The sequence below is a fragment of the Vibrio sp. 2-Bac 85 genome (assembly GCF_037546705.1).
Classification (GTDB): domain Bacteria; phylum Pseudomonadota; class Gammaproteobacteria; order Enterobacterales; family Psychromonadaceae; genus Psychromonas.
In genome coordinates, this window is sequence record NZ_JALAAB010000001.1 from 611282 (window position 1) to 632797 (window position 21516).

Genomic DNA, 21516 nt, shown 5'->3' on the forward strand with positions numbered 1-21516 from the left:
CAGAAAATTTGTATCTATTTCATACAAAAAGACATGGTTTTGAAAAGCACTGATTGAAGCAATAACTATTTATAGCCTCAATCAGCTAACCTAAAAAATTAAAGAAGGTAATGATGGGAGTCGTTCAAGTTGCCTTGAATTTGGGTTAATTATCAGGATCAATCCAATACATTTCATTTAATAGTGCGCGATGTTTAGATTGTTCAATCGCACTTAATAAAGAATATTGTTTACGCTTAACCCACTTAAGATATTCATTTTTCGCTTCGCTGTTTTCTTCATCAAGAGCTAACTCATATATAGTATCAAGCATCGATAACTCATGAATCCCCTGATAAATATCTAACCATGGATAACAATACTCAGCAATTCGTTCCGTGCTAAATAAATTACCAAAGCTAAACCCTGTCATCAAGTTTGCCGCTAGCAACCCTTGGTGTGCGAGTAGTTTATCAATACTTAGCAAGGGTTCAGAAGATAATGCTATTTTTAATTTAGACCATCCATCGGTTAATGCGGTATCTGAAAAAGAAAGTAATGATACTGGCGGTGCATCAGTTTGTGGTGTTTTTTCAAGCTGAATTAACCATTCTGTTAATCCTAAAACAAAGTGGCAATAGCGAGAGCTGTGCAACATATTAAAAATATCTTCTTCACTCGGCAGCGCCTGATCAGCTAAGTGTAGTTTTTTCTGTAATTGCTTTAATCTCGGTAATTTTCGAATATAGTAAGCTTTATTCTCTAATAAATTTCTAAAAACTAAACGTTCATCTACCCATGAAAAGCTTCTAGCAAGCCATTGTAGGTCTTCAATCCAAGCACAACCGACAAAAGAAACGCCTGCTTCTTTAAAAAGATGAATATTTTGATGTAAAAACATAATACTTTTTTGCAACTCAACTAAGGCGCTAAAATCACCTCCTTCAAGGTAGCAATTTTCATGATACTGCAAATGTTTTAAACCATGTTGAAAATTTACTGACATCGCTTCTTGTAAATTCATATCATGATTTAAAGTAGAAAAGTCGATTGGTTTAACGACAAAATCAACCCCTTCTGTGAGCATATATCCACGCTGAGCTTTACTTACATTACCTAGACGTACTTGCGGTAATGAAGCAATATCTTGTGCTAAAACAAATAATTTAGATTCATCACCTTTCACTAATTCTAATTCAATTTCACAAATATCAGCTTCGCCTTGCGTCGCAATAATTTTTCCACAATCATAAGCGACTTCAATTAACGTCCCATCTGGCATTTCCAACAACCAATGTAAACGGTTGAAATCAGTACTAAATAAAGGAGATAACTGTGCTTGCAATTGATTTATATTACAATCTTCTGGCCAAATTTTACTATTAAATCGGGACAGTTCTGGTTGCAACCCCTCTATTGGTTCATTGTACTCAGGTCGTTGATGCAACCCCCCTATCACTCGACCAGAGGTTTTAATCGTTTGCGTACATTGATCATCAATTCGACGTACTCTTAATCCCATATCCATGGTTCTTAGTGCACGCAGAGGCGTCTCAAAATAAACGTTGTATAGCATTTGGTTTTTATGAGAAATAACCGTGTATTGACTTATTTTAGCCAATAGTTCATCGGCAAAATGCGCATTAAAAAAGAACTTAATTTCTATCTCTGTTTCCATAATTTATACCTAAAATAGCCCTTCATTTAATAACCAAGATCATTTTTAATCGTAAAATTTTCTCAATTATACTAAATTGATGTTCTATTGTGTGCAAAAGAAAGTTAACATGCGCCGCATATTAGATGTTCTATTTGATCATTATGTGGTTACCAAACCATCAAAAATTAAGGTGAATCATGCCAGTTAATTCGATATTTGGAGTGTTTGCAAAATCTCCAATCAAACCGATCCAATTACACATGGACAAAGTTGCGACTTGTAGCGAATTGCTACTTCCATTTTTTGAAGCATGTTCAAAAAATGATTGGGTAGAAGCAGGAGTTGTGAGAAAGCAAATATCTCAATATGAGAAACAAGCCGATGAGCTGAAACGTGAATTACGTTTGACGCTGCCAAAGGGTTTGTTTATGCCTATTGACCGCGCTGATTTATTAGAGCTAGTTAATCGCCAAGATAAAATTGCCAATACAGCAAAAGACATTGCTGGGCGTACTTTTGGGCGCCAATTACAGATCCCTAGTGAAATCTTCGTTGATTTTATGGCCTATGTACAACGCAGCCTAGATGCGATACAGCAAGCAAAAAATGCGATTAATGGGCTAGATGAATTACTTGAAGCGGGCTTTAAAGGTCGTGAAGTGGATATCGTCACTAAAATGATAGAAGTACTTGAAACGATTGAAGATGATACAGATTCATTGCAAATTAAACTTCGTCGTAACTTATTAGCCATTGAAGATAATTACAAACCTGTAGATGTCATGTTTTTATATAAAATTCTCGAATGGGTAGGTAGTCTTGCCGATCACTCAGAATTAATCGGCACCCAGTTAGAACTTATTCTAGCTAGATCGTAGCTCTAAGGACTTTTTATGGAAATTTTAAACACATACGGCAGCATGTTAGTTATATTTGCTGGTGCGGTAGGCTTTTTAATGGCTTGGGGCATCGGGGCAAATGATGTTGCTAATGCAATGGGTACCTCTGTTGGTTCAAAAGCGCTAACCATTAAACAAGCAATAATCATTGCAATGATTTTTGAATTTGCTGGTGCTTACCTAGCAGGCGGAGAAGTAACCTCGACAATCCGTAAAGGGATCATTGATGTCGCTTACTTTATTGACCAACCCGAGTTGCTCGTATTTGGTATGACAGCTGCGCTATTAGCCGCAGGTTTATGGCTAATTATAGCTTCTTACTTCGGCTGGCCAGTATCAACAACGCACTCTATCGTTGGTGCTATTGTTGGCTTTTCTGCTGTTGGTGTCGGTGTTGATAGTGTAACTTGGAGCAAAGTGGTCGGTATTATCGGTAGTTGGATAATCACTCCGCTGATTTCAGGGATTATTGCTTATTTCATTTTTATGAGTTCGCAAAAGCTAATATTTAATACCAAAGATCCTATTGCTAATGCAAAACGTTTTGTTCCTTTTTATATGTTTTTGGCTGGTTTTATCCTGTCATTAGTGACGATTACCAAAGGCCTTAAACATGTTGGGTTACATGTTAGTATTATCGAAGCAATAGTTTCTGCAGTGATCATTGGTTTGCTAGTGGCAATAACTGGTAAATTCTTTGTTAATCGCGTTAAAATTGATCCACAAGCTGATAAACGTATGCACTTTGCTAATGTTGAAAAAATATTTGCGGTATTGATGATTGTAACGGCATGTGCAATGGCATTTGCACATGGTTCAAATGATGTTGCAAATGCTATTGGACCTCTTGCAGCGGTAGTAAGTATCGTTGAACATAATGGTCAAATTGCAGCAAAAGCAGAGCTTGCATGGTGGATTTTACCACTAGGTGGTGTTGGTATTGTACTGGGCCTTGCTATCTTTGGTAAGCGCGTGATGGCGACCATAGGCAATGGTATTACACATTTAACACCTAGCCGAGGTTTTGCCGCAGAATTAGCTGCTGCCTCAACGGTTGTAATTGCATCGGGTACCGGTTTACCTATTTCTACTACGCAAACTTTGGTTGGTGCAGTATTGGGTGTAGGTATGGCACGTGGTATCGCGGCATTAAACTTAGGCGTTGTTCGTAATATTGTTATCTCTTGGATAGTGACATTACCTATCGGCGCTGGTTTATCAATTATATTTTTCTACATCTTAAAGAGTATTTTTTCTTAATCGCTGCTCATTAAGTCATGTATTGATCGAAAAAAGAGAGCTTAGGCTCTCTTTTTACTTTTACTGAGCTTTAATAACTTTTAGAATGACCATTCAATTTATTTGCTAAAAAGGTATTTCTTTTGAAATCAATTAAGTTTTTCTTATGTTTGCTGTTCTCTTCAAGCAGTTTTGCAGCCACACAATATGTCAGTGATAATCTTTCAATTTATATGCATTCAGGTCCTAGTCTTGAGTACCGCATTATTGGTACGATCGAAGTCGGCACAGCGGTCAGCACTTTAAAATACAATAGCAAAACAAAATTCATGCAAGTCAGATCTTCGACTGGCAGAGTGGGGTGGGTAAAATCAGGTGAGATTCAAGAGCAACCTCCAGCAAAATCCTTATTACCTGAGCTACAAAAGAAGTATCAAGAAAGCCAAGACAAGTTAAAAACAATTAACGATGATAATAAACAAGCATTAACAGAAAGTGAGCAAGCTATTATCGATAAAGATAGTTTAATCGCTCAGCTTGATAGTGAAAAAAGAGCATTACGCGATACCATTGCTGATCTAGAAGAACGTAATATGGAATTAGATTTATTACAATCGACTAAAGATGAGCGCATTAAGATGGAATGGTTAATGTACGGCGGTAGTGTTTTATTCTTTGGTTTATTAATTGGCTTAATTATTCCGTTTTTACCACGCCGTAAAAAACGTACTGATAATTGGTAATTCATAACTAGAATCGATAGCAGCTAATCATCACGCTTACTCTTAAAGGCATAAAGAGTAAGCGTTTTGCAACTAACAAGTCATATCATAAAAACTAAAAGGTGTTTAAAAGTCACTAAATTGCTTATTAAACTCTTTTTATTTTTTTATACCTAGTTTATTTATTATGCGGCCAATAGTACGCATGAGAAACCAACCTATTTAACCTTTCCAATCCTTTAATGACTCTAGAGTAAAACGCTGTTTTCCTAAACGAAAGACACTCTGTTGAGGCATTATTTCTACCAGTTCAACCGCTCCAACATAATCACCCACTCGCATATCCACACCATTTATACGGATCCAACGATCATTGGCTTTAGTGGAATAAACATGGGAGTCATAACTCATCACAGGGACTTGATATTGGAACTGTGCGGACATTTGTGAAATATCTGACTCAACAACAGGTTGGTCATTGGCAACTTGGTTCGGTATTGATTGCTGTCCTTGCTCAAGTTCAACAGCTAACGCAAAACGTTGCTGTAAATCACTTGGTACATCGGCTAGTGCAAGGCTATTTGTAACGTCATCACTTGTTGCAGCAAGCTCTAATTTCTCATTCTGTGTGTTTTTTTCTGCAGATATAAAAGTTTCCGTACTCGTCACTGGTACTTTTTTCTGTAACTTTGGTAAAGGTTTAGTTTTGAAATCGATTTCACTAACCGTATTAACAGGCTCTTTTACCTGCTGTGGCTGTTGTAATATTACAGGTGCAACTTGAAGACTAGTTGTTTGTGTAGGAGTTGCGGTCATGGTTACATTATTAGCATTTTCTATCACACGCTCTAGCGGTTTAAATAATAAGTATAAAACCAGTCCTAATAACAAGGCGATCACTAATAAAGCAGCAGCCACGACTAATTTCCAATTCTTATCCGTTGATTTATCTATCAGTAGCGTCTGGGGATGGTGCTTATTTTTTTCTAAAGCTTTTAATATCGTAGACATAATGATCCTATAACAACGATGGAATATTAGGTTCTGATTGTTGCACTAAGAACATCAAGGTGCGTCGCCCTACAATGCCGTCAGCAACTAACCCATTATCTTTTTGAAATTCAATTACTTGCTCCTTAAGCTTCCAATCAAAGCGCTGTTTATTAGCCACTGTCAGACCAGATAAATTATTTAATTGCGTGCTTAACCAAACAACTCGTTGACTTTTTTCACCAAACTTTAATGGCTTACTAATATCAAAGGGTGTTCTCCATAATAAAGTCAGGCCGCCATTCCAATACTCTTCTAACCATGCTTCGGATACGGATATTTTTTGCTTACCTATTAATACTTCATATTGCGCTTGATCTTGTTGCTGGGTTTTATAAAGCACCGCATATACAATATCTTGATCGCTAGCTAACTTAATTACAGCAGGATAATTTAACTGCTGTAGTTTTTGTAACGAAGTATTATCAGAAAAGCATAACAATGAAGCAACTTCTCCCTGTTCACAGCTTGCATCGGCTAAATCAACTTGATAACCCCAAACCGCATATAGGGTTTGCAGCGCATTTGCAAAATAACCTTGGCTTAAGTCTAATTCAGGATAACTATCGAACCAAGTGAAAGTATCAGTTTCTGAGTTGAGGTTATCTGTGGTTGAAGATTGCAAGGGACTAACTTCTGAGTCTGTTTGCAACGGCTCTACTTTAACTTCTGCTACTTGCATTGATGTTGATGGCGATGTAGGTGTAGATGAGTCAGAAAAACCGAGCTCACTAAGGGTTTCGATAGCTTGTTGAGGTTGATTAAAATGATGATATATTTTAGGTGCTTGCCAGATCGTGAACCCCGTTAATACTAATAATAAAACAAAGCGCCAGAACAGCTTCACGGATTCAGTTGCATGACCATCATCTAGACTTAAATCAATTTCTTTTACCGCTAAATCGATCATTTTAGCCGTTACTTTAGGCGAACTTTGGCTATATGCACAGAGCATACTGCGATCACAAATAAGATTAATTAATCGTGGAATGCCTCGGCTATATTTAAATATACGCTTTAGTAATGGTGTTTCAAAAATAGGATAGCTTGCCCCCGCTACATTGAGGCGATGCTGTATATAATATTCACTTTCTTGCAAAGTCAGTGGCAACAAATGATAACGTGCAGTAATGCGTTGTGCTAATTGGCGCAATTGATTTTCTTTCAGTTTTTGTTGTAACTCCGTCTGTCCAATCAAAATAACTTGTAATGGTTTTTTATTGTTTGACTCAATATTAGTTAACAACCTTAATTGCTCTAGCACTGAGAAGCTCAAATGTTGTGCTTCATCAATCAACACAATTGCACTGCGTCCTTTCTCTAAATTGTGCAACATCCAACTACTGATCGCATCAAATAACGTTTTTAAGCTCGCTCTACTCTGTTCATATTCAATATTAAGTTGATCACAAATAGTAGCTAATAACTCAACTTCTGTTTGAGCAGGGTTCAGGATGAAAGCGATATCCGTTTGTGCAGGCATATCCTCTAATAGTGCTCGGCATACCGTGGTTTTACCTGTACCGACTTCTCCTGTTAATAAAACAAAACCACCATTGCCCTGTAAGCCATACATTAAGTGTGCAAGCGCTTCTTTATGGCGATCACTCAAAAATAAAAAGTCGGGATCCGGAGAAATTGAAAATGGTTGTTCTTTTAACGAAAAAAATTCTTGATACATTTTAAACCTTAAACAATGTGTTGAGCCCTATTGACGCAAGATCAGAGAGCTAGCTTGTCTTAATGAATATCATAAACGTTTTATAAAGCCATTACTGCTTCGACATTACTCAAGCTTAACAAGAGTTATATACCCGTTACCAATCGAGATGCTTTATTCAGCGAGATACCTGCTATTATTTTAGAAAGATGGTGACAAGCTTCTGCATCTTCAGATAGTTTCAGTATAATAACCAAATAATTCATTAAGGGGGAAACTATGCGTGTATTTTTAGTTGGCGGCGCAGTTAGAGATCAACTATTAGGGCTCGAAGTTAAAGACCGTGACTTCGTGGTAATTAATAGTACCCCAGAGCACATGCTAGCACAGGGTTTCAATCAAGTAGGTAAAGACTTCCCAGTATTTTTACATCCTAAAACAGGAGAAGAATATGCACTGGCAAGAACAGAGCGCAAGCAAGGGATTGGTTATACGGGTTTTAGTTGTTACGCAGGTCAAGATGTCAGTTTAAAAGATGATCTCGCACGACGCGATCTCACGATCAATGCAATAGCCCAATCTACAGATCAACAATTAATTGACCCCTATGGTGGACAACAAGATTTAGAGAGAAAAATATTACGTCATATCAGTCCTGCATTTAGTGAAGATCCCTTAAGAGTATTGCGGGTGGCTCGCTTCGCAGCACGTTTCGCTAAACTCGGTTTTAGTATCGCAGAAGAAACACAACAATTAATGGCAAATATTGCTGAAGGTGGTGAGCTACAGAGCTTAAGCCCAGAGCGAATTTGGACCGAAACAGAAAAAGCCTTACAAACCGATAGCCCACAAACATATTTTCAAGTGTTACGAGACTGTGGTGGTTTAGCGGCACTATTTCCTGAAGTTGATAACTTATATGGCGTCCCCGCTCCTAAACGCTGGCATCCAGAGATAGATACCGGAATTCATACCTTAATGGTGGTCGAGCAAGCGGCTCTACTCTCTGATTCTGTTGCCTTTCGGTTTGCTTGTTTAGTGCATGATTTAGGTAAAGCGTTAACTCCCAAGAGTGAATGGCCAAGTCATAAAGGTCATGGTATGAAAGGCTTATCAGTGATCAAAAAATTCTGTAAGCGCTTAAAGGTACCTAATGATTGTCGAGATTTGGCACTGTTAGTTAGCGAACACCACACCAATATCCACAGTGCTTTTGAATTAAGAGCAAGCACTATGGTTGGGATCATGGATAAATGTGATGCATGGCGTAAACCAGAACGATTCCAACAAATGTTACAATGTTGTGTTGCAGACTCAAAAGGACGCACCGGTTTTGAGCTATTACCTTATCCGACAGCCGATTATATGTGGCAAGCATTTCAACAAGCTCTAAAGGTTGATATCCAAGAGATCATCAAAGAAGGGTTTCAAGGCGTTGAAATCAGACACAAACTAAATGAACAGCGTATTCAGCAAGTACAAGCGTTCAAAGAGCAGCACTCACGTTAATTAAACCCGACTAAAGAACAGATAACGCAGTCTTTAGTCGGGGTTTAGTAAAAGTAAAAAGTTACCAAAAGTCGGCCTTTATTAAAAATCACGCTAATACATAAAATAAAGCAGCGCCTAATAATAAACGATAGATAACAAAAGGTAGCATACCGACCTTGTTCAGTAGTATTAAGAAAACATGAATGCATAAAATAGCACTAATAAATGATACACCTGCACCTAATAGTAGTGATGGCCAATCTACGTATTCATCGGATAAAATAAATTTTAATAAATCATAACCCGATGCCATAGAAATGATTGGAATTGACATTAAAAATGAAAAACGAGCCGCTGCATTACGTGTTAAACCTAACATCAAGCCAGCCGTAATAGTAATGCCTGAACGAGATGTACCAGGGATAAGTGCTAATGCTTGCGCAAAACCTAGAAAAATAGCCCCTTTTAATCCCGTTTGATATTCAGTTTTAACTTGTTTCGCTTTACTATCTGCCCACCACAGTAATAAACCGAATAAAATAGTGGTGACCGCTATCACGTAACCGCTACGCAAATACATTTCCACATAATCTTTGCCTAAAAAACCTATTACAGCAGCAGGAATGGTGGCAAGAATAATCCACCATGCTAACTTACTGTCTTGGCTATGATTTTTATTTTTAACTGAATCAACCCAAGCCACGGACATATTAGTCACTTCACGATAAAAATAGATAAGAACTGCCGCTAATGTGCCGATGTTTAATACTAAATCAAAGGCTAAGCCTTGATCTTGCCAGCCAAATAATACCGAAGGTAAAATTAAATGTGCTGAGCTAGAAATAGGTAAAAACTCAGTTAAACCTTGTATTAAGGCTAAGACTACAACTTCTAAAATACTCATTATGTTCTCATTTATTAAAATAGTGATGGTGCTATTAATCGAAAATAGGCGTGGTTACTTCCCATAATTTTTGTTTGTTTTTAGGGTACTGTGACCACAGCTGCTGATAGCTGATAGTCAATATAGGATGCTTTAAAGTAGGTGCTAGTTCAGCTAATGGCTGTAATACAAAGGCATTTTTAGTGATTTCAGCACGTGGGAGATCATTATTTGAGTCAACTTTTTGATCATATAATAATAAATCCAGATCTAAAGTTCTCGGTGCATATTTAATGGCTTTTTCTGGGCGTCCTAATTGCACTTCTATCCGTTTAAGAATTGTTATCACTTCTTTGACGGATAAATCGCTATTAAATTCAGCCACTAAATTATAAAAATTGCCACCGTCAAAGCCCACAGCTTCACTTTCATAAACAGTAGATAATTGCAGGTCTGAAAAATAGGTTTTTAATATTAAAACACCTTCACGAATATTTTCACCACGGTTGATGCTTGAACCAATGCCAATAAAAATATGTGCCACTACTTACTGCCGCGTTCTATTTGCACACCTAAGCTTTGAGCATTAGCTAACGCACCAGGTTTATGCAACGTTAACTTAATCCATGGCACTGGAAATGATTGCATAATTAATGCCGCAACACGTTCAGCCATTGTTTCAATTAATTCAAACTGATTTTGCTGAGCAAACTGGGACACACATTCAGAGACACTGAAATAGTTCAGAGCAAGGTTGATATCGTCACTATCGGCAGCAGGACGGTTGTCAAAAGCCATTTCTAAATCAAAATACAGCTTTTGTTGTACTGACTTTTCCCAGCCATATACCCCAATCGTACTAATTACTTGTAGCTGTTTAATAAAAACAATATCCATTTTAAACCCCGTGATGTGTCTGTTTTTTAATCGCTGATGCTTTTTTTTATATCCCTTAACGCGTAAACTCGACACGTTAAATTAAATATTATAATAAGATACTCAAATTTTTATCTTGGTGTCTATTATAATGCGCCACATTTTACCTGATTGGGATTAAATAAGTACCATGATTATACTGGCTACACTTATTTTTAGCATATCTGCTTATTTTATTGGCGGGTTAAATGGCGCAATTTTATTATGTAAAATAAAAGGTTGGCCAGATCCTCGCTCACAGGGCTCGAAAAATCCTGGAGCAACTAATATCCTTCGCCTTCACAGTGCGCAAGCTGCCAGTTTAGTGTTCATTTTCGATCTTTTGAAAGGTGCTTTTCCTGTTTATTTTGCTTATTATCTGGGTATCCCACCTTTTGCTATCGGTTTTATTGGTATTGCGACTTGTTTAGGACATATTTTTCCACCTTATTTTGATTTTAAAGGGGGAAAAGGTGTAGCAACAGGATTAGGCATATTATTACCCTTAGGCATGGACATGACCGGATTAACACTAATTACTTGGCTAATAGTCGTTGCTCTCAGTGGCTACGCATCATTAGCGGCAATCATCACTGCTATTGCTGCTCCTGTCTTTGTCAATTATATTAAACCGGAGTTCACATTACCTGTTCTAATGTTGTCGTGTTTAATTATTGTTAGTCATATCAGTAATATTCGACGGCTACTGACCGGTAATGAAAAGAAAATAGTGAACTGGAAACAATAATATCCATAAAGAGATTGGTAGTTAATGGCAATCTCGTTATAATTAATACTTTAACAACAAGCTAACTTGAATATTAGTTTTTATTAACATTTACAGGAGTTCACGTGATCCTTATTAAACGTCTTAGCCTATTTATTGCTCTTTCATTGAGCCTATTTAGTGCACCAAGCTTTACACAAGATCTATCTGAAGAAGCGATTGCAAATCGTGTCGCCCCGATTGGTGACGTTTATATTGATGGTGAAATTGAAACTGCAAGTGCAGGGAACGATTCAAGTGAACCAGCAGGCCCTCGATCAGGTGAGAAAATTTACAATACATACTGTGTAGCATGTCATGCTACTGGTGCCGCTGGCGCACCTATCAAAGGTAACGCTGATGCATGGCAGCCTCGTGTTGCACAGGGTGAAGAAACTTTAATTACCCATGCAATACAAGGGTTTAATGCGATGCCTGCTCGAGGCACTTGTAGCGACTGTAGCGATGATGAAATCGCTTCAACAGTTAAGTTTTTAATTAAAGATTTATATTAATCAACTAATTAAACTGCTCCTTCAATAAAAAAGCGAATTGATATTCGCTTTTTTTGTTTTTATTTTATGAAAAGGAAATAGATTATGCGTTTATTGCACACTATGTTGCGTGTAGGTGATTTACAAAAGTCATTGGATTTCTATCAACAAGTATTGGATATGAAATTATTACGCCAATCCGAAAATGCTGAGTATAAATACACTCTTGCTTTCTTAGGTTACGGTGATGAGCTTAATACAACGGTTATCGAACTAACTTATAACTGGGGAACAGAGAGCTATGACTTAGGCAATGCTTACGGTCATATTGCTATCGAAACGGATGATATTTACCAAACTTGTGAAAAAATAAAACGTTTAGGTGGTGTGATAACTCGTGAGCCTGGCCCAGTGAAAGGTGGTACAACAGTGATTGCATTCGTGAAAGACCCGGACGGTTATATGATTGAATTGATCAATAAAAAAGATGCAGGTAAAGGTTTGGGTGAATCCTCACTTTAAATTGCCATTTTTGACTAATTGAAAGCAAAAAGGCTGATTTTTAAATCAGCCTTTTATAACTATTAGCATTCAAGATATAAGCATTAGTCACTTATTTTGGTAAGAAACCCACTTTGTCATAAACTTTTGCAAGTGTTTCTGCGGCACGTTGACGTGCTTTTTCAGCGCCTACTCTTGCCATTGCTTGTAATGCCTGTTCATCTGCACGTAATGCTTTAAAACGTGATTGAATTGGCTCAAGTAATGTCACAACAGCATCCGCGGTATCAGATTTTAAATGCCCATACATTTTATCTTCATACTCCGGGATCAAGCTTTCTATACTTTTACCCGTAGAACATGACAGTAAGGTCAGTAGGTTAGACACGCCAGGTTTTTCAACTGTATCGAAATAGATACGTGCTTTTTCATCTGAGTCTGTTGCTGCACTTTTTATTTTTTTCATGATCTTTTTAGGATCTTCTAATAATGCAATAAAGTTCTTTTCATTATCATCGGACTTAGACATTTTTTTAGTCGGTTCTTGTAAACTCATAATGCGCGCTCCATGCTCTGGAATCGCAGGTTCAGGCACAACAAACGTATCGCCATAGGCATTATTAAAGCGGGAAGCAATATCTCGCGCTAGCTCAAGGTGTTGTTTTTGATCACTGCCTACAGGTACACTTTGTGGACCATATAAAAGAATATCCGCAGCCATTAATACAGGATAAGAGAATAATCCGGCAGTAATATTACTAACATTTCGCTGTGATTTTTCTTTGAATTGCGTCATGCGATTCAATTCACCCATTTGCGTATAGCAATTCAAAATCCATGCAAGCTCTGCATGCTCAGGGACTTGTGACTGAATAAACATAGTGCTTCTTTGTGGATCAATGCCCACTGCTTGGTACATTGCTAATCCATCATAGATAGCACTACGCAATGCTTTAGGGTCTTGACGTACAGTGATAGCATGCAAATCAACAAGGCAAAATAAGCAATCATGAGTTTCTTGCATAGCAACCCATTGACGTAGAGCGCCCATATAGTTGCCAATAGTTAAGCCACCTGAAGGCTGACAGCCACTTAATACAACTGGTTTAGTCATCTTTAATTTCCTTCATTACGTTTATAGTAATGTTAATAATTCATCGAAATGATTAATAATATAATCAGGGTTAATATCTGCGATGGGTTCACCATAGTTATAACCGTATGTTAGTGCGATTGTTTTTATCTTTGCATTCTGCCCAGCTAAAATATCATTACGTGAATCACCCACCATCACCGCTTGAGATAATGGTACATTAAAATATTCACAGGCATGGATTACTTGCATTGGGTCAGGTTTGTTTTTACTTAAGGTATCACCACCCAGTAGTAAATCAAAGCAACGATTAATCCCAAAGTAAGCCAGTAATTTAGGTAAAAATTGCTCCGCTTTGTTAGTGATTAACGCAATTTTGTAGCCTTTATCTTGGAGTGAAAATAAAGTGCTTCGAACCGCAGGATATAACCCAGATTCGGTATTTAAAAATTGCTGGTAATACTCTTCAAAAATAGACACTGCTTGGGTTAATTCAGCTTCAGAGCTTGCTTTACCTTGTACATGCAGCAAGCTACGCTCAACCATTTTAGGAATGCCATCACCAACCCACGTTTTAACCAATAGATCATTAACGTGAGGTAAAGCTAAGTCATCTAACATTGCATTTAATGCTAAACGTAAATCTGGCACACTGTTCACGAGAGTGCCATCAAGATCAAAGCAAATTATTTTAATATCAGTTAATTGAGACATAATAAAATTTCACTATTTTGCTTGTGCTAATTGCTCACGCATTTCGTCAATCACAGCTTTATAATCAGATTGGTTAAAAATAGCTGAACCGGCAACAAACATATCAGCACCCGCTTCTGCGATCTCTTTAATATTGTCAGTTTTAACACCACCATCCACTTGTAAGCGAATATCGCGTCCACTTTGATCGATCAATTTTCGTACTTGACGTAATTTTTCAAGTGTATGGGGAATAAATGATTGTCCGCCAAAACCAGGGTTTACAGACATTAATAACACTACGTCTAATTTATCCATAACATGTGTTAATTCTTCTAAAGAGGTTGCAGGGTTTAATACTAACCCAGCTTTACAACCGTAAGATTTGATAAGTTGTAATGAGCGATCCACATGTTTTGATGCTTCAGGATGGAAAGTGATAATAGAGGCACCCGCTTCAGCAAACTGAACAATCATACTGTCTACTGGTTCAACCATTAGATGAACATCGATAGGTGCTGTGATCCCAAAATCACGTAATGCTTTACATACCATTGGACCGATCGTTAAGTTGGGTACGTAATGGTTGTCCATTACGTCAAAATGCACAACATCTGCACCATCATCAAGTACTTTTTGAACGTCATCACCTAAACGCGCAAAGTCTGCAGATAAAATTGAAGGTGCAATTAAATAATCAGTCATGGTAGTGCTTCCCTAAATAGAAATGAGCTAAATAATGAGTGCATTATTCTACCTAAGGCGGCTCTAACACACTAATTTTTATTTGCTATGTGGCGACTAAATAAGTTATTTTTGAAGTTTGTCCCTAGGATCCATTTTTAGCGGGGAAAAAGGCAAATAACTCTGCAACAGGTTTACGATCTGTAGACTTACTACTGATCGTTCGCGATACAAAAATTTTGTCACAATCAGCCTCTCTGTATAACTCTTGCGTTAACGTCGTATCATGATTACTCAATAATACTGCCGCTTTACTTTCCCGCGCCAATTTTGCTAGTTGAGCTTGATCATCTAAGCTAAAACCTTGCGTTGCATAACTAGTAAAAGAGGCACTTTTACTTAAAGGTACATAGGGAGGATCACAGTACAGCACGTCGCTATCACGTAAATACAAAAAGAGTTTTTGGTAGGGTTTACAGGTAAACGTAGCTTTTTTTGCTTTTTCAGAAAAAAATAATAACTCCGCCTCTGGAAAATAAGGTTGTTTATAACGTCCAAAAGGTACATTAAAACCACCGCTTTTATTATAACGGCATAAGCCATTGTAACCATGACGATTCATGTATAAGAATAATAATGAACGTAGATATACATCCTGACTGCAATTAAATTTATTTCGTAATTCATAATACACAGCCTCTTGATTATATTCAGGCTGAAAATAGACTTTTGCATCACGAATAAACTGCTTAGGTTTACGCTTAATAATCTTATACATTTCAATGAGATCAGGATTGATATCATTGAGTATATACTCATCATAATCACTGTTTAAAAACACAGAACCTGCACCAACAAAAGGCTCAATTAGGCGCTTTGCTGCAGGTAAGCGAGCATTAATTTGCTCCGTTAATGTGTATTTGCCACCAGCCCACTTTAAAAAAGCTCTATTTTTTTTATTCATTATTTAACCGCAAATCATTGTGTACTACTTGCCATTTTTTAACCCAAGAAGGCATGTTTCTAAATGCATTGGGTAAGTTTTTAGCCGCTAATTGGGCAGACTTTACTGAGTCATAATCACCATAAATAATGACATACCAAGGTTTCGCCTGACGAACTGTCTGATAGATATATATATTTTCCAACGATGAACGATATTGGTTTTGAAATTCAATTAAATATTCACGAGAAGCCATACCTGATAGTTGTAACGTGTAATGACTAGCATCCTTTGCAAACAGAGTCTCTGAGTCGGTAAACAAGCTCTCTTGCTTAACACTTGTGCTGATATTATTGACTGGTTGTACCGCGGTTTCTGCTGCAGCGGTACTTATATTCACAGGTAATTGCTCTGCGATACTTAACGGAAGTGCTTTATTCTCAAGCTCATTGTCGTTGACTAAACCTTCGCTGCTAGCGTCTGTAACTGTTTCAATAGTATCTTGTTTATCTAATACTGTTTCTTGTGCCGTAGTTGCAGTTTGCTCACTGTTTAACAGAGCCTTGGAGTCATTTAGATTATCTGTAATTGTTTCATTTTCAACTAGATTATTTTCGTTATCAACCGGAAGCCTTAACAATAAGGGAACTTGTTGTTCATTCTCTGTTTGATTAACTTTACCGGTAGATGCTTCAACGCTAGTTTCAGTGGTAATTGAGGGAGCAGTTAAAGGAGTAGATGAATCATCCTCAAGCAATACTTGTTCATTTACATCGGCATCTTTTGCTTCAATCGCAACGGACAATTCTAATAGTTGTTGTCCAGAAATCACCACTCGCTTCTCTGTTGCATCAGATAAACCCACCTGGCTTTGGTTGTCGATAACATCAAGATCGAGATCTGCCCATGAAGCCGCTAGTTTTTCTGGTCCTTCATTTAGCGGTGCTTGAGTATCTGCAGCAGCAGTTTTTGAGTCTTCACTGTCTTCCTCGTTATCCTCTACAGCATTTACTTCAGAGCTATTGTGCTCTTCGGGCATTCCTTCTACTTCCTTAATTTCTTCTAAGGCAATATAAGTGCTATCAATTGGCGCCTGTGCATTTTCAGCTTCCGAGAGTGATTTGTTGGGAATAAATTTTGGGTATAAGTAAACTGCAATAGCACTCACAATAGCGACTAAAAAAAGCATCAAGGCAATAGCAGGTAATCGTGTTTGAACCCATGAAGTAGTAATAGGCTTTAACAACCCTTGGCTTAAATCATCAGCTAGTTTAATTATTTTTTGTGGATTGCCATTACATAACCTAAGTTGTTGATTTAGTGCGTCTTGATGTTGAAGTTTTGCATGGTAGTCGACTTGTTGAAAGTTATGTTGTAATAATGCATTCGCCTCCTGTGTGTTAAGCACTGGCAGCGTTAATTCAACGTGGTTTAAAAAGTCTTTGGTTCGACTGGCTAGATGTGTATCTATATAGTCTAAATACTGCTCTGTAGCTGCTTGTTCAGTAAGTAACAGGACATTAAGTGTATTGTCTTGGGCAAGGCTGTTATCTGAAAATAGCTCGCATAATTCGGCGATAAAGTCAGTAGGTAAATGATCTGCATTATCAATAATAATGAGTCTATTAAGGGACCGGTTTTCAGCCTGTTGTAAACGTAAAATACTATCCAACAACTTATCTTCTGCATTGAATAATGCTTTATCAAATAATTGAGAAATTATTTGCTGACGCAATTTAGCAGCTGTTGGCTCATTAACCAATGAAACATAAACCTGTTTTAAATCAGTAGGTAATGTATTGGATAAGTTTTCTGTCAGTGTGCTTTTCCCGGCGCCAGCTTCGCCAGACACAAAGATAAGAGAAGAAGATAAGTAAATCAGATGTTGCAGCCTTTCTATCAGCTGCAACTGAGAAGGGAGCGAAATTAATGTCCTTTCGACCATGATTGATTATGATTCTATAACGTCACGAAGAACAACATCACTCACATTATCAAATAATGCACTAGTACCGATTGATGTCGGCAGAACTAAACGTAATTGCCCGTTAAGGACTTTTTTATCCAGTTGCATATGCTCTGCAAAATGTTGGTATTGCATTTCAGGTGGTGCGGCTAATGGTAAATCAAAGGCTTCAATAAGATCAATGATTTGCTCTACTTCTGTATGTTCGATTAAGCCTAAAACATAAGAAGTTTCCGCAGCTAACACCATTCCCACAGCAACAGCTTCACCATGTAACCAGTTGCCATAACCTTGCTCAGCTTCAATGGCATGACCAAAAGTATGGCCAAGATTTAATAGCGCTCGTATACCGTGTTCTTTTTCATCTAAGGCCACTACTTCTGCTTTAATCGCACAACAACGTTTAATCATATAAGTGATGGCTGTTGCATCAAGTGACTTAATCGCTTCAATATTGTTTTCTAACCAAATAAAGAAGTCTTGATCGTAAATAATGCCATATTTAATCACTTCGGCCATGCCCGCCGCAAACTCACGTGCAGGTAGTGTTTTTAAACATTCAATATCAATGACAACAGCTTGTGGTTGATAGAAAGCCCCAATCATGTTTTTACCTAGAGGATGATTAACAGCTGTTTTACCGCCCACAGATGAATCAACTTGTGATAACAAAGTGGTTGGAATTTGTATAAAAGCAATACCACGCTGATAACATGCAGCAGCAAAACCTGCCATATCTCCAATAACACCGCCACCTAATGCAACAATAGTAGTATCTCGAGCATGTTTTTTTGCTAACAGCTCACTTAATATCGTCTCAAATGTGCTCAGATTTTTATATTGCTCGCCATCAGGTAAAATGACTTCATCTATTTGATAATCTTTTAATGTGTTTTTACACGCTTCTAAATAAAGCGGAGCAACCACATCATTAGTCACAATCATGACCTTTTTACCGCTAATAGCACTACTAAACAATGAAGTATCAGCTAATAAGTCTGGTCCAATAGAGATAGGGTAACTACGATCACCTAGATCAACGAGTAATTTTTCCATTAAAAATCCAATAAAGCGATGATTTGACTTGCAACAACTTTTGCACTTTGCTCGTCAGTTTCGATAACATAATCTGCAGCTTCTTCATACAGTGTGTTGCGATTTTCTGCCAATGTTTCCAGTACTGATTGAGGATCATCTGTTTGTAAAAGAGGTCTACGTTTATCTTTTAACGTTCTTGCTAACTGTTTTTGCACGCTTGTTTTTAAATAAACGACAATGCCACGAGCAGATAGGTGAGTTCTGTTTTCTTGACGAATAACCGCTCCACCGCCTGTCGCTAAAACAATGCCATGCTTTTTAGTTAGTTCATCTAACATTTCTTGCTCGCGGTTTCTAAAACCTTCTTCACCTTCCACGTCAAATACCCAGGCAATATCTGCGCCGGTTTTACGTTCAATTTCACTATCTGAATCAAGAAAGTCTAAGTGCAGCATTTGTGCTAGTTGACGGCCAATTGTGCTTTTACCAGCCCCCATTGGGCCAATTAGAAATATATTACGCTGTTCTGCCATGTTGAATGTTTACTCAAGTGGTTGATTACTGGGAAGCCCCTTAAAAATTAAAGAGAAGTGCCTTATTATCGCAATTGTTAATAAGGTATTGCAAGCCATAAAAAAATAAGCCTGAAGATAAACCTCAGGCTGATAGTAAATATCGGTATCTAATTAATATTTTGTTTGCATGACAATACGCGGTGTAACAAAAATTAATAACTCAGCTTTCTTATTATCCTGGCTAGTGCTTCTAAAGAAATAACCTAAGTAAGGAATATCTCCTAAAAAAGGTACTTTCTTAGTCGAAGATGTAACTTCTTGCTGGTAAATACCGCCCAATACTAAGGTTTCCCCATTATCAACTAATACCTGAGTTGCAATTTCTTGTGTGTTGATTGAAACGACTTCACCTGTACCCGTAGAGATAGTGTCCCCAACAGAGTCTTGAGTGATCACCAAATCCAAGATGAGTTTATTATCGGGTGTAATTTGTGGCGTCACTTCTAAGCTGAGTACCGCTTTTTTGAAGCTCACCGAGGTAGCGCCTGACGACGATGATTCCACATAAGGCACTTCGGTACCCTGTTCAATATAAGCCGTTTGTTGATTTAACGTGGTAATACGTGGACTAGCAATGATTTCCGCTTTATTTTCTTGCTCTAATGCTGATAGCTCTAAATCCAAAATATCGCCATTTGCAAACCTAGCGACTTGAAACGCAATAGAACCGGCAACCGATGCTGAAGGCAGATTAACGTTTAAACGATCATTAACATCACCCGTTGTGCCTCCTTCAATACCAGCAATAGTTCCTGAAGTAGATAGCGTAGTACTAGATGAAGGATCCGTTGCATTGCCTGAAACTCCCCATTGAATACCTAAATCTTCACCTACGGAATCACTCACGGTGACCATGCGCGCTTCGATAACAACTTGGCGCACAGCAATATCCAATACTTCAACCATTTCTTTGACTGAATCAATCACGGATGCAGTATCTTTAATTAATAACGTATTGGTACGTGCATCAATACTGACATTACCACGTTCAGAAAGCAGGCTTGCACTATTACCTGATAACATAGCTGCGATATCTGCTGCTTTTGCATAATTAATTTGAATAAATTCTGAATATAAAGGAGCTAAATCTTCTACTTGTTTATTAGTTTCTAGTTGTTCACGCTCTTTAGCGGCTAATTCAGTGGCAGGTGCGATCATCAGCACGTTACCGTCCATGCGTTTACCTAAACCTCTTACTTTTAAGATGATGTCTAAAGCTTGCTCCCAAGGAACGTCATCAAGACGTAATGTGATATTGCCGCTTACAGAGTCCGTGATCACTAAGTTAAGACCATTAAAGTCAGCAATCAACTGTAATACTGTACGTACAGGAATATCTTGGAAGTTAAGCGAAATAGCTTTTCCTTCGTAAACGGTTTCTTTTTTATCTTTTGGTTTTTCAGATACTTCAATCATAAATAATGTATCTAACTGATCGTAGCGGTAGTTGTACTCGTCTTTGATATTAAAAACAAACCGTGTTTTACCGTCTTCTCTGAAGGTTTCGACCTTCTCTACGATTGTAGAGAAATCAACCACATCCATTATGTATAATAATTCGTTAGGAATATAAGTACTTTGAAACTCTGCAATTAACTGTTGATCACGGCGTCTAATATCCACAGCAACACTTGAGTTATCTAAATAAACAAACAGTTTACCTTGACCTTCTGAACCACGTTTAAAATCGATATCTGAAATAGTGTTAACATAACCCTTAGGTTTCTCAACTGCTACTGTGGCTGACTTTTCTTTAGCAGATTTAGTGACAGTATTTTGCGAGGTTTGAACACCTGTATTTTGTAAAATCGCAGCAGCAATACTTGCTTCTGATTGCGTTGTGATCGATTTTTGTACCGCATCACCAAAACGAACCGTCAAATAATTCCCCTGTTGAAAAATACGATATGGTAATAATCCTTCAAGGTTAATCACTAAACGTAGGCCGCCTGAGGTTCGACTAGTTTCAACATCATTGATACCGTTTTTATTGATAGCGACAGGATTCTTCTCAAGCACTGAACTCGCATTTTTAATATCAATAACCAATTTATTTGGGCGATAATGAAGCTTATCTACGTAGTTATTAATCAACGCATTAAACCCAAATTTTAGTTCTAACCTGCCATCAGTCATCGGGTTGACATCAAGCTTATTAAGTTGTGGCTCGGCAGCCGCAATGGAAGACAACAAAAACAATGTAAGTCCAATACATGACAGCATTGTTTGTTTAATATTTCTAAATTTCATGATTTAAATTTCATC

General features: G+C 37.6%; 21 protein-coding genes. 7 read left to right on the top strand and 14 right to left on the bottom strand.

Features of this window, described 5'->3' with window-relative positions:
- Positions 1-145: 145 nt before the first annotated feature.
- The gene (locus MT390_RS02625) at positions 146-1657 is read right to left on the bottom strand and encodes a CYTH and CHAD domain-containing protein (protein ID WP_499439433.1); all 1512 of its coding nucleotides are present in this window, start codon (positions 1655-1657) and stop codon (positions 146-148) included.
- Positions 1658-1836: 179 nt separating this feature from the next.
- Between MT390_RS02625 and MT390_RS02630 the strand changes: the two genes are divergently transcribed.
- The 3 genes from MT390_RS02630 (at position 1837) to MT390_RS02640 (ending at position 4520) form a co-directional block, all read left to right on the top strand.
- Entirely contained in the window at positions 1837-2517 is a 681-nt protein-coding gene (locus MT390_RS02630) for a TIGR00153 family protein (RefSeq protein ID WP_166368830.1), read from the top strand.
- Positions 2518-2532: 15 nt separating this feature from the next.
- Positions 2533-3798: an inorganic phosphate transporter gene (locus MT390_RS02635; protein ID WP_499439435.1), complete on the top strand. Its 1266-nt coding sequence runs from the start codon at positions 2533-2535 to the stop codon at positions 3796-3798.
- Positions 3799-3920: 122 nt separating this feature from the next.
- Positions 3921-4520 carry a TIGR04211 family SH3 domain-containing protein gene (locus MT390_RS02640; RefSeq protein WP_499439437.1) on the top strand — a complete coding sequence of 200 codons (600 nt, stop codon included), beginning with the start codon at positions 3921-3923 and terminating at the stop codon, positions 4518-4520.
- Positions 4521-4721: 201 nt separating this feature from the next.
- Here the strand turns inward: MT390_RS02640 and MT390_RS02645 are convergent, their stop codons facing one another.
- Both MT390_RS02645 and MT390_RS02650 read right to left on the bottom strand, forming a co-directional pair.
- Positions 4722-5510, bottom strand: a complete 789-nt coding sequence (locus MT390_RS02645) for a general secretion pathway protein GspB (protein ID WP_499439438.1) — start codon at positions 5508-5510, stop codon at positions 4722-4724.
- A gap of 7 nt (positions 5511-5517) precedes the next feature.
- Positions 5518-7230 carry an AAA family ATPase gene (locus tag MT390_RS02650; RefSeq protein ID WP_499439440.1) on the bottom strand — a complete coding sequence of 571 codons (1713 nt, stop codon included), beginning with the start codon at positions 7228-7230 and terminating at the stop codon, positions 5518-5520.
- 258 nt (positions 7231-7488) lie between these two features.
- Here MT390_RS02650 and MT390_RS02655 point away from each other — a divergent pair, with 258 nt between their 5' ends.
- A complete protein-coding gene (locus tag MT390_RS02655) occupies positions 7489-8718 on the top strand; it encodes a multifunctional CCA addition/repair protein (RefSeq protein WP_499439442.1) in 1230 nt (409 codons plus the stop codon).
- A gap of 88 nt (positions 8719-8806) precedes the next feature.
- Here MT390_RS02655 and MT390_RS02660 read toward each other — a convergent pair whose 3' ends face one another.
- The 3 genes from MT390_RS02660 to folB are packed head-to-tail and all read right to left on the bottom strand — an operon-like array spanning position 8807 to position 10480.
- Complete coding sequence (locus MT390_RS02660) at positions 8807-9604, bottom strand: undecaprenyl-diphosphate phosphatase (protein ID WP_166368842.1); 798 nt, start codon at positions 9602-9604, stop codon at positions 8807-8809.
- Between the two features lie 34 nt (positions 9605-9638).
- Positions 9639-10127, bottom strand: coding sequence for a 2-amino-4-hydroxy-6-hydroxymethyldihydropteridine diphosphokinase (gene folK, locus MT390_RS02665; RefSeq protein ID WP_166368844.1), 489 nt, complete (start codon positions 10125-10127; stop codon positions 9639-9641).
- A complete protein-coding gene (gene folB, locus MT390_RS02670) occupies positions 10127-10480 on the bottom strand; it encodes a dihydroneopterin aldolase (RefSeq protein ID WP_166368846.1) in 354 nt (117 codons plus the stop codon). The genes folK and folB overlap by 1 nt, the downstream gene beginning before the upstream one ends.
- Before the next feature lie 169 nt (positions 10481-10649).
- Here folB and plsY point away from each other — a divergent pair, with 169 nt between their 5' ends.
- The 3 genes from plsY to gloA all read left to right on the top strand — a co-directional run bounded on the left by plsY (position 10650) and on the right by gloA (position 12280).
- Entirely contained in the window at positions 10650-11246 is a 597-nt protein-coding gene (gene plsY / locus MT390_RS02675) for a glycerol-3-phosphate 1-O-acyltransferase PlsY (protein ID WP_299663682.1), read from the top strand.
- Positions 11247-11350: 104 nt separating this feature from the next.
- On the top strand, positions 11351-11779 hold the full coding sequence (locus MT390_RS02680) for a c-type cytochrome (protein ID WP_166368850.1): 429 nt from the start codon (positions 11351-11353) through the stop codon (positions 11777-11779).
- 84 nt (positions 11780-11863) lie between these two features.
- On the top strand, positions 11864-12280 hold the full coding sequence (gloA, locus tag MT390_RS02685) for a lactoylglutathione lyase (protein ID WP_499439445.1): 417 nt from the start codon (positions 11864-11866) through the stop codon (positions 12278-12280).
- Positions 12281-12371: 91 nt separating this feature from the next.
- Here gloA and trpS read toward each other — a convergent pair whose 3' ends face one another.
- The 8 genes from trpS to MT390_RS02725 all read right to left on the bottom strand — a co-directional run bounded on the left by trpS (position 12372) and on the right by MT390_RS02725 (position 21501).
- A complete protein-coding gene (trpS, locus tag MT390_RS02690; RefSeq protein ID WP_166368854.1) occupies positions 12372-13373 on the bottom strand; it encodes a tryptophan--tRNA ligase in 1002 nt (333 codons plus the stop codon).
- Between the two features lie 21 nt (positions 13374-13394).
- A complete protein-coding gene (locus MT390_RS02695) occupies positions 13395-14066 on the bottom strand; it encodes a phosphoglycolate phosphatase (protein WP_499439447.1) in 672 nt (223 codons plus the stop codon).
- A 12-nt stretch (positions 14067-14078) separates the two neighbouring features.
- A complete protein-coding gene (gene rpe, locus MT390_RS02700) occupies positions 14079-14750 on the bottom strand; it encodes a ribulose-phosphate 3-epimerase (RefSeq protein WP_499439448.1) in 672 nt (223 codons plus the stop codon).
- Positions 14751-14874: 124 nt separating this feature from the next.
- Complete coding sequence (locus MT390_RS02705; protein WP_166368860.1) at positions 14875-15693, bottom strand: Dam family site-specific DNA-(adenine-N6)-methyltransferase; 819 nt, start codon at positions 15691-15693, stop codon at positions 14875-14877.
- Entirely contained in the window at positions 15686-17617 is a 1932-nt protein-coding gene (locus tag MT390_RS02710; RefSeq protein ID WP_499439450.1) for an AAA family ATPase, read from the bottom strand. The genes MT390_RS02705 and MT390_RS02710 overlap by 8 nt, the downstream gene beginning before the upstream one ends.
- A gap of 6 nt (positions 17618-17623) precedes the next feature.
- Positions 17624-18694: a 3-dehydroquinate synthase gene (gene aroB, locus MT390_RS02715; protein ID WP_166368864.1), complete on the bottom strand. Its 1071-nt coding sequence runs from the start codon at positions 18692-18694 to the stop codon at positions 17624-17626.
- Entirely contained in the window at positions 18694-19209 is a 516-nt protein-coding gene (aroK, locus tag MT390_RS02720; RefSeq protein ID WP_166368866.1) for a shikimate kinase AroK, read from the bottom strand. Before aroK ends, aroB begins: the two co-directional genes overlap by 1 nt.
- Positions 19210-19362: 153 nt before the next feature.
- Entirely contained in the window at positions 19363-21501 is a 2139-nt protein-coding gene (locus MT390_RS02725; protein ID WP_166368868.1) for a type IV pilus secretin PilQ, read from the bottom strand.
- Between the last annotated feature and the right edge of the window lie 15 nt (positions 21502-21516).